Origin of the sequence: Dietzia sp. B44 (genome assembly GCF_014145245.1) — a bacterium.
GTDB classification, from domain to species: domain Bacteria; phylum Actinomycetota; class Actinomycetes; order Mycobacteriales; family Mycobacteriaceae; genus Dietzia; species Dietzia natronolimnaea.
Genome location: NZ_JAALEF010000481.1, coordinates 2,228 through 3,366 on the forward strand (window position 1 = coordinate 2,228; position 1,139 = coordinate 3,366).

A 1,139-nucleotide genomic window follows, 5' to 3' on the forward strand; every position below is an offset into this window, starting at 1 on the left:
ATCGTGTCCGCGAGGGCGCGGAACCTCTCGACGGCGGACCCCATGTGCCGCGTGTGGAACGCCCCGGCCACGTCGAGGCGGCGCAGGCGGGCGCGGCTCGGAGGGTTCTGCTCGAGCGCGTCACACGTCTCGAGCGGGCCGGCGGCCACGATCTGCCCGGCGCCGTTGCGGTTGGCGGGCTCCAGGCCGGCGTTCTCCAGGGCGAGCAGGACGTCGGCCTCGACCCCTCCCAGGACGGCGATCATCCCGGTCGGCCGGTCGGCACAGGCCCGTGACATCGCGGCGCCCCGGACCGACGCCAGGCGGAGCGCGTCCGCCTCCGAGACCACACCGGCGATCGCGAGCGCCGCGACCTCACCGATGGAGTGCCCGGCGACGATCGTATCGGCGGGCACCTGGCCCCGTCGACGGAGCTCTGCGGTTCCGAGCAACGCGGAGGCGACCACCAGCGGTTGGGTGACCGCGGTGTCGGTGATCTCCTGCAGGGTCGCGGTGGTGCCCAGGCGTTCGAGATCGAGTCCACTCGAGGCGGACCACTCGTCGAGGCGGGCCGAGGCGCCGGGTAGCTCGAGCCATGGCGCGAGCATTCCGGCTTTCTGGGACCCTTGTCCGGGGGCGGTGAGGCAAAGCACGAGTATCAGACAACACGTGTTGCCCCCCCTCGGATGATGTTCTCGTAACCAGAAACACCGGCCGGATTTTGTGGGGTTCCCACAAATCCGGTGTTGAGTGGGTCGACATCTCTGTGAGTGGAGTTTTCGTTACAGGGTGTGACGAGAGTGATTGTTTAGCTGTCCTGAGGGCTTCGTTCGGCGAACTTGCCGAGGACGAGGGCTATCCGGAGGACAAAAGCCTCCCTCGCGTCAAGCGGGTCGAACTCGGTGATCTGGCTCACTCGTTTGAGGCGATACCGCACGGTGTTGGGATGGACATACAACCCGCGCGCACACGCCTCCACGTGACCACCCGAGTCCAGGTAGGCCCTCAGGGTCTCCTCCAGGGACGGATCGGCGCCCCGGAGCGGGGTGACGATCCGCTCCACCAGCATCCCCGCCGCCCCGCGGTCCCCGCCCAGGACCCGCTCCGGCAACAGGTCGATCGCCGCCACCGGGCGGGGGGCGCCGGGCCACCCGGTCGCG

Annotated in this window: 2 protein-coding genes; both read right to left on the bottom strand. The window is 69.4% G+C overall.

Translation table 11 applies throughout. The features are described 5' to 3' along the window. A partial coding sequence (locus G6017_RS16965) for an ACP S-malonyltransferase (protein WP_347238021.1) occupies positions 1-632 on the bottom strand: 632 nt, incomplete at its 3' end. A 155-nt stretch (positions 633-787) separates the two neighbouring features. Next, on the bottom strand, positions 788-1,139 hold a 352-nt coding region (locus G6017_RS14485), incomplete at its 5' end, for a PucR family transcriptional regulator (protein ID WP_182617987.1).